Genomic DNA, 8,512 nt, shown 5'->3' with positions numbered 1-8,512 from the left:
GCATTCCAGCTTGAACTCGGGAGAAAAGGTTCGTTTTATTTTCTTGGTCATGAAGTCACCTGTTTTATGCTGAGGCAAGAGTATCACCTCTGTTCAGGTGGCCAAATTTACTGTGCCACTACAATGAGGATTACGTAGCGAGAAGTCGATAATCAGCCTTTCCAGGGATTCTTCTGTTCGGTTCTTATGCCGTAAATCTGGTGTCTCCTGGCGCTTGAGGGCATCAATACCTCCTTCTTTAACCAGCCGTCTGTGACGGTGAATGGTTTCCCTTGATACACCGCTCAGGCGTGATGCTTCCGCGACATTACCAAGCTTGTCAGCCAGGGCGAGTACACCAAGCTTTTTCTGGATATCGATATCCTCCAATGAGGCTTTAGTCGGCTCTGTCACCTCTGATACCTGTAATTGTCTGCCTGCAAAATAGGCGCTGAACTGTTTATCTTTTCCTGCCCGGATTTCGATTTTCTGATTGGCGATAGAATGCCTGAGCGGTGATTCAATGAAATAGAATTTATTGCCGTAGCTGAATGTATGGTCATTGCGGATCTTACGATAAACCTTGGTGATGCAGATATCATCAAGATTTATGTACCTCGACAGCGGGGTATATTCGGAGGCGGGTGTTCTTGCTTTGACCGTCAGTTTCTTGCGCCAGAATTGCGGTATAAACACATGCTGAAGGTAGCTGTTGGCACCTGCCATATCAATAATATTGTGCAGTCTCAGTTCCGGTATGAGTCGGTCTTGCAGGGTATCGAAGGCACGTTCAATACGCCCTTTGCCCTGTGGTGAGCTGGCAAAGATGATTTCAATACCCAATTCCTCACAAGCCCGCTGCATCTGGGAGAAGTTGCAACGTTTGCGGCCACCAAAGATACCCGCCCGGTCAACGTACAACGTCTTAAACACACCATACTTCTCAATAACTGAGCGCATGACTTTCAGGCAGCCTGCGGTGGTTTCTGACGGGAAGAATTCAGCGTGAATATCGCTATTGGCATCATCAATCATCGCAATCAGACAGGATTTGCTATTGCCGAACCAACGGTGAGTGCTGCCGTCCATTTGCAGCATCAACCCCGGCGCTTCCATCCGTTCCCTGCGTTTGTGAACCCGACTTCGCCTGCGCTTTGCGCGTTTTACATGATTAATATCGTGTGCCCATTTTCTCAATGTTTCACGCTTCACGACGAGGTGTTCATTGGCTTCCAGCATTTCAGCGAGATGCAGCAAATTCAGGTCATAGTATTTTTCACGGATAAGCGCCTGAACCTGTTGTTTTACTGTATCTGGCGTTTTATTAGCAGGTTCACTCCCCGCGTTGCCATGAATAACAAACTGGAGCCCCTTTTCTTGATAACGCTGGAGATAGCGTTCGATGGTACGTCTGGACTTATTGAGGAGCTTGGCGGCATTGGCAATAGCGATTTTACACTCAGCCACTTTTGCAATGACATCCACGGTCAATTGAGCTTTGGAGTTCAACGTGATCATCCTTAGCATCCTGTGAGTGTACAAAAAACACTCAAAGAGCACGGTTATGGATCAACCGTCAATTTCCCGTGGTAATTAGCAACTACGACAGAATCGCGTGGTAATTAAAGTACGACAAAATCGCTTGGTGTTAACAGGGTTTAACGATATTAGTTCAAAGCTGAGCTGTCAGTATTCTGAGTTAGAAAACAATAAGATATGGCAGTCTGCTTTATGAAAAAGCGGGAACGTTAAAGATTAATATGCTAGGTCTCCAGCAGGATCGTGAAGTCTGTTCAGTAAACAGGTAAGTTTTGCAGTCAGTGTAAAGTCTTGCCGTATCTACATCTACGTAGCTGTTGTTCACATGTTAACGCAATAACGCAACAGTACCCGGAGGCCTAGCATTAGTCCGTCTTAAGAATTAACTGCCGACTTTGCGCATTTAGCTGCTAGCTAATGGTTTTATCGGTGAAAACCAATGAGCTAAATTTGGTCATGTTTTGATTTTAAACTTCGCAATACAGAAGTATTATTTTAGGATTAATCCACTTCCCCCTATTTTCCCTCGCCATTTTTTCGGCGTATGAGAAAAGTCATTCTTAAGGTTATTACCCATGGAGCTATGGATATTTATAGCGGCGATTTATGTAATTTATCTACTGTTTTTCAAAAAGAAAAAATATAAATCTGCAGATTCTTATCCTTCCAAAATCGTGAAAGCACCACCTAAAGAATGGCTTGCTGACATCAAGAAAAAAGAGGCTGTTGTGAGAAACGATGACAGTGAAGATGATGATCTGGCAACTTTTACACTGGGCGGTCGTAATGTCGAATACAGAATAACAACGACTCAACGTCAGAATACCTCAAAAACTACTACTGGTACTTTGGCTCGATGGGTATTGCTGGGTGATGTGGCCACTGTGGGTGGTGTGGAGATTACCGGTGGTTACTTTTATTTCGGTCAGCGGATGAAGCCTGCTGGGCAGAGCTTAAGCGGCTATTATGATGATGGCACTGAAGCATCATTAATTGACGACACGCTCAATATTCGCCACAAACCTTATCTTTATGAAGATAGTTCATTGGGATACTGGCCCAGCTATTCCTCGCTTTCAGCTGATGCGCGCGGCGCGTATCTAAACTGGCTTGCCAGTGATAGGTCCGACGCGTCATGCCCTGTAGGTTACGTATTTATCTATCTGTATGGGCTGGAAAGAAAGGCACTTGTTGACTGCCGGGATGGTAATACACCTGACGCAGAGTTCCGTACTCTATTTAATGAAATCTGCCGGTTAAGATCGGTATTCATTGAGAACCGCTCTTTCCGGAATTACTCGTCCCAGTTACTGGAAGCAATGTCTATTCTGCGCCCAGATGTTGATCTGGTTGCCGATCTTAGCCGTGATTCGAGTTTCAGCAATGGTATGCTGTTTAAGCTTGCGCTGGCAAAGGCTGTGGATGCTGGAGTTCCTGTGTCAGCCGATCTGGCGCTGACGTGGGTAACAAATCACACGGAGTATGCGTTACGAACTCCCGCCCGCCGCTGTGCGAAAGAATTCGCTGCGCTTTTCAAACGGCGCTATACCCTCAAGTACGGTGAGGGTATGGTTGTCAAACCGAATAAAACGCGATTGCGTCTGGATTACAACCCTGCAAGTCCCAGCTTGCGTGGCGTTCGCCTTCCTGTTCCAGACTTACCTGACCCTAGTGCATTGAAGGGACCAGTCCAGAAGATCATGACGCTTGCAGAGATCTGTACAGATGAACTGGATGCTTACAGCCGCTATCTTGGCAGGAAAGGTACGTCAGAAAATGATACTGCGGCAATCATGTTGTTGCCTATGGAAATCATCAATGAAAGCGCAGGAAAAGTTTTAAATACATTCAAACGCTGGGCTGATGAAGTGATAGCGAGTCACAAGGGGCTAACCACCGTTGCTGACTTCTGGGCACATATGGGAGCCACTTGCCCGGCGAAAATCAATAAAAAAGAGACCGACCTGATGCAGGCCTTTGCACTGAAAATGGGCTACTGCCTGGCACCTGATCCGCTTTACCACCATGTGAAAGCAGAAGCTGGCGGCGCACTGGTTTTATTTGCCGCTGGTGAGGGAGCGCGCTTACCACCATCTCCGGCATTTATCTCAGCGGTGATGGCGCTAAGGCTGGGGTCAATGGTGGCTTTAACCGACAATAGCCTTGATCAGGCCGAGCAGAAAGTGCTGGAAAATGCTATCGACCATAATTCTGGCTTTAGCGAAGATGAAAAACGCTCCTTACATGCGTATTTGACGTGGCAACTTCATACACCGGCCAACATGGCAGGCATGAAAAATAGAATAGCGCTGTTGAGTGCGATGGAAAAATCAGCAGTAGGTAAGGTTATCGTGGGAGTAGCCTGCTCAGATGGCAGAATTGAGCCCGCCGAAATCAAACAGCTGGAAAAAATTTATTCAGGCCTAGGACTGGATCCTTCCACTATCTCCGGCAACATCCATCAGCATTCTACGGCAGAGGTTACCCCGCTGTCGTCTGCATCAGCGAGTCTTGGGGCCGCTGAATTCACGCTGGACGCCAGCGTGCTGGCTCACCATGAGTCAGCCACAGACGATGTCCGTAAATTGCTTAGCGCAATTTTCACCGAGGAGGAGCCGGAATTGCGCGAGAGCACTCCCGCAGCCGGAGCGCATGATAGTGGCCTTGATAATGCACATAGCCAGCTTTACCACAGGCTTTTGGAAAAGGAACAGTGGCCCCGGAAAGAGGTGTCGGAACTGTGCGAGAATTTTAATTTGATGCTCAGCGGTGCACTTGAGGTTATTAATGACTGGTCCTATGCAGTGGTTGATGCACCAGTGCTGGATGATGACGATGATGATATCTGGGTAGACCTGGAAATTGCCAAAGAATTAGAGGGATAGTTAATGTCTGTGACACGCATAAGAGTTAAAGAGCGGGATGCTATTATCCAATCACTGAAGTCTGGTGTAACGCCAAGAATAGGCATTCAGCACATCCAGGTGGGCCGGATGAATGAGATAACGGCTCTCCATCAGGATATTGAGCGGATCGCGGACGGCGGCGCGAGCTTCAGACTTATCATCGGTGAATACGGCTCAGGCAAAACGTTCTTTCTGAGCGTTGTACGTTCTATTGCGCTGGAAAAAAAGCTGGTAACAGTCAGTGCCGACCTTTCCCCCGACAGGCGCATTCACTCATCGGGAGGTCAGGCGCGCAATCTCTACTCGGAACTTATGAAGAACATGTCCACCCGCAACAAACCTGATGGTAATGCGTTACTTAGTGTTGTGGAGCGGTTCGTCACGGAGGCAAGGAAGGAGGCTGATGCGGATGGCACTACAGTCTCGTCGGTTATTCACCAACGCCTGGCTGCTCTGTCCGATATGGTGGGGGGATATGACTTTGCTAAAGTCATCGATGCATTCTGGCGCGGACATGAACAGGATAACGAGACGTTAAAATCCAATGCCATTCGCTGGCTGCGGGGCGAATACACCACAAAAACCGATGTCCGAAACGATCTCGACGTCCGGACTATTATCTCAGACGCCTCGTTTTACGATTCATTGAAGCTGGTAAGCCTGTTTGTTCGTCAGGCAGGCTATGCAGGGTTACTGGTCAGCCTCGACGAGATGGTAAACCTTTATAAGCTGAACAACACTCAAGCGAGGACTGCAAACTATGAACAGATCCTGCGGATCCTGAATGACTGTCTGCAGGGTTCTGCCGAGAATATTGGTTTTGTTCTTGGAGGCACGCCCGAGTTCCTGTTTGATCCGCGTAAAGGGCTCTACAGCTATGAGGCGTTGCAATCGCGTCTGGCGGAAAATCGGTTCGCTCAGAAAGCAGGAGTGATTGACTACTCGTCACCTACGCTACATCTTGCCAGCCTCACCCCAGAGGAATTGTATATTTTACTGAAAAATCTTCGCCATGTTTATGCAGGCGGAGAGCCAGAAAAGTATCTGGTATCAGATGATGCACTTACCGGTTTTCTGCACCACTGCAGTAAAACCATCGGAGATGCTTACTTCCGTACCCCCCGAAACACCATCAAAGGTTTCCTGGATATGCTGGCCGTGCTGGAACAAAACAGTACGATAAGCTGGCAGACGCTAATCTCGGGTGTGGCGATTGAAGATGACAGGCCCAGCGACATGGATGAGACCATTGCGCAGGAAGAAGAGGATGATAACGGCCTGGCCAACTTCAAATTATGAGCAGCGCATACGATAGTCTCGATCCCCGCGTCCGTAAGTGGGTTTATAAGCAGGGCTGGTCTGCATTAAGGCCCCTGCAAGAGAGCGCTATCCCGGTAGTTTTAGCCCGTGACCAAGACGTGCTAATCAGTGCAGGTACGGCAGCGGGTAAAACAGAGGCTTTCTTTCTGCCTGCCTGTTCAGCGATTGCAGATATCACAGGTGGATTTGGTATTATCTATATCAGCCCGCTTAAGGCGCTGATTAACGACCAGTATCGACGTCTTGAGAGCCTTGGCGAAGCGCTGGATATGCCGGTGACACCATGGCACGGTGATGTACCGCAAAGCAAAAAGAAGAAAATACGGACTGACCCAGCGGGCATCCTTCTTATTACACCAGAATCACTTGAGTCTTTACTTATAAATTCATCGGGTTGGATTAAACAGGCTTTTTCGCCAGTAGCCTACATTGTTATTGATGAGTTTCATGCCTTTATTGGTACTGAGCGCGGCATGCAGTTGCTCTCCCTTCTCAACAGAATTGATCATGTACTGGGCCGTCATGCGAATCCGGTTCCCCGCGTTGCGTTGAGCGCTACATTAGGAGAACTGGATAAAGTGCCCGAACTGTTGCGTCCGGATCAGCGATTGCCCTGCGAAATTGTGACAGACAGCAATAGCACAGCCACACTGCAAGTGCAGGTTAAAGGCTATCTGATACCGGTGACCGAAAAAGGAGAAGAGCCACAAAGCTCAGCAGAAAAACACGTCTGCGCTGACATTTTCAGACTCTGCCGTGGAGACTCCCATTTAGTTTTTGCAAACAGTCGAAAGCGCACTGAAAGCATTGCGGCGACGCTGAGCGACATGTGTGAGGAAAATGTTGTTCCTAATGAATTCTTTCCCCATCACGGCTCCCTGTCTAGGGAATTACGCGAGACGCTCGAAGCCCGCCTACAGCAGGGTAATTTGCCTACAACAGCAGTCTGTACCATGACGCTTGAGCTGGGTATTGATATCGGTAAGGTGCAGTCGGTTATACAGGTTACTCCTCCACATTCCGTCTCCAGCCTACGTCAGCGTATGGGCCGGTCAGGACGGCGAGATTCGCCATCGGTTCTGAGAATGCTGATCTCTGAGCAAGAACTTACCGCAACCAGCGACATGGTAGACCGCTTGCGGCTACAACTGGTTCAGTCGATGGCGATGATTAGATTGATGATCACTAAGCGATGGTTCGAACCGGCTGATGCCCGCCAGATGCATTACTCCACGTTGCTGCACCAAATCCTTGCGATCACAGCGCAATGGGGCGGGGTTCGAGCCGATCAACTTTGGTCACAACTGTGCCAGACAGGCCCCTTCCGGAACATCGACTTAACGGATTTCAAAACTCTGCTTCGGCATATGGGGGGATACGGTCTGCTGACACAACTTGCTAGCGGTGAAATGGTTATCGGGACTGAGGGGGAGAAGCTGACTAACCATTATACGTTTTACGCCGTGTTCAATACTCCAGAAGAGTTCCGCATTGTCACAGGAAGCCGAACCCTTGGCACAGTACCAGTGGACTCTCCCCTTCTGCCTGACCAGCACATAATCTTCGGTGGACGCCGCTGGAAAGTGACAGAGATCGAGGTGGAAAAAAAAGTTATCTATGTCGAGGCGACCAAAGGCGGCCAGCCGCCACAGTTTAGTGGTGGGGGTATGTCTGTTCATGATGTTGTTCGCCAAGAGATGCTCGCCATATACAGGGAGAATGATTATCGCATCGCGATAGGAAGTAAGAGAGTCGATTATGCCGATGCCACCGCCAGAAGCCTCTTTGCAGAAGGATGTGACAGTTTTAAGCGTTTCAATCTGCAAAACTCCCATTTTATTTCTGACGGCCAGCGTAGTTACGTTCTCCCGTGGATGGGGGATAAAGTCGTTAATACAATAACGGCCTTACTCATGCGTAGCAGCTTTAAAGCCAGTTCATTTGCAGGTGTTATAGAAATAGATGACGCAAGTGTACCCACTGTCCAACACGCGCTAAAACAAATGCTATTTTCGGGCTTGCCTTCAGAATCAGAACTCGCTGCAGATGTTCCAGAAAAATATCTGGATAAATATGACGATTATCTGCCGGAGTCCCTGCTTGCGAAAGGATATGGAGCAAAAGCATATGACATAGAAGGTACGCAGATCTGGCTACAGAAAAATATTCTGTAGTCTATTTTCGTAATAGGGTATAAAAAATTCATTTACACCATAAATTATTCGCAGACTTATTTTTTATTTCCCTGTGGATTTACTAGGTTTTAACTCCGGAGTATTACCGGGAGTATCCTTATTATCACGCCGACGTTTATCAGGTTTTCCTGTCGATTTAGCAATTGGTTTAGGACCAGGTTTAAGAGCCATGATAGTTATCCTTTAACGGTTTAAGAGGGAAGCCCTCTACATCGATATATGGGATGTAATGAAAGTTTTCAATTTGAGGTTAACTGCTTTCAAACGATTAATTCGCAATTGTGTGAGCTATATACGCTTTGGCACTAATTAGACTTACACGGATACAGTCCACTATGAGTTGTACTCTCATTTGTTGGCAGCACTTGGCTGAACCACTCTCTTTACCCACGGCTAATCGGAACGTTTTAATATCTGTGAACTCATTACATTCGTCATTCAGCAAAAGCCTGTAGTGGCACAGTAAATTTGGCCACCTGAACAGAGGTGATACTCTTGCCTCAGCATAAAACAGGTGACTTCATGACCAAGAAAATAAAACGAACCTTTTCTCCCGAGTTCAAGCTGGAATGC

General features: G+C 47.7%; 4 protein-coding genes and 1 pseudogene. 3 read left to right on the top strand and 2 right to left on the bottom strand.

Going from position 1 to position 8,512, the window contains the following annotated elements; all coding sequences use genetic code 11:
- Positions 1–123 precede the first annotated feature (123 nt).
- Positions 124–1,497 (bottom strand): annotated as a pseudogene (locus HEP82_RS19445) (ISNCY family transposase); the annotation flags it as partial.
- Between the two features lie 596 nt (positions 1,498–2,093).
- Between HEP82_RS19445 and HEP82_RS19440 the strand changes: the two are divergent.
- The 3 genes from HEP82_RS19440 to HEP82_RS19430 are packed head-to-tail and all read left to right on the top strand — an operon-like array spanning position 2,094 to position 7,918.
- A complete protein-coding gene (locus tag HEP82_RS19440) occupies positions 2,094–4,403 on the top strand; it encodes a tellurite resistance TerB family protein (protein ID WP_192459558.1) in 2,310 nt (769 codons plus the stop codon).
- Positions 4,404–4,406: 3 nt separating this feature from the next.
- A complete protein-coding gene (locus HEP82_RS19435) occupies positions 4,407–5,723 on the top strand; it encodes an ATP-binding protein (RefSeq protein ID WP_192459557.1) in 1,317 nt (438 codons plus the stop codon).
- Positions 5,720–7,918, top strand: a complete 2,199-nt coding sequence (locus tag HEP82_RS19430) for a DEAD/DEAH box helicase (RefSeq protein WP_192459556.1) — start codon at positions 5,720–5,722, stop codon at positions 7,916–7,918. Before HEP82_RS19435 ends, HEP82_RS19430 begins: the two co-directional genes overlap by 4 nt.
- A 63-nt stretch (positions 7,919–7,981) precedes the next feature.
- Here the strand turns inward: HEP82_RS19430 and HEP82_RS20150 are convergent, their stop codons facing one another.
- Entirely contained in the window at positions 7,982–8,110 is a 129-nt protein-coding gene (locus HEP82_RS20150) for a hypothetical protein (protein ID WP_009113454.1), read from the bottom strand.
- Between the last annotated feature and the right edge of the window lie 402 nt (positions 8,111–8,512).

Source organism: Musicola keenii, from assembly GCF_014855505.1.
Classification (GTDB): domain Bacteria; phylum Pseudomonadota; class Gammaproteobacteria; order Enterobacterales; family Enterobacteriaceae; genus Musicola; species Musicola paradisiaca.
The sequence above is the reverse complement of the archived record's forward strand: the minus strand, read 5'-3'. Positions and strand labels throughout refer to the sequence as shown.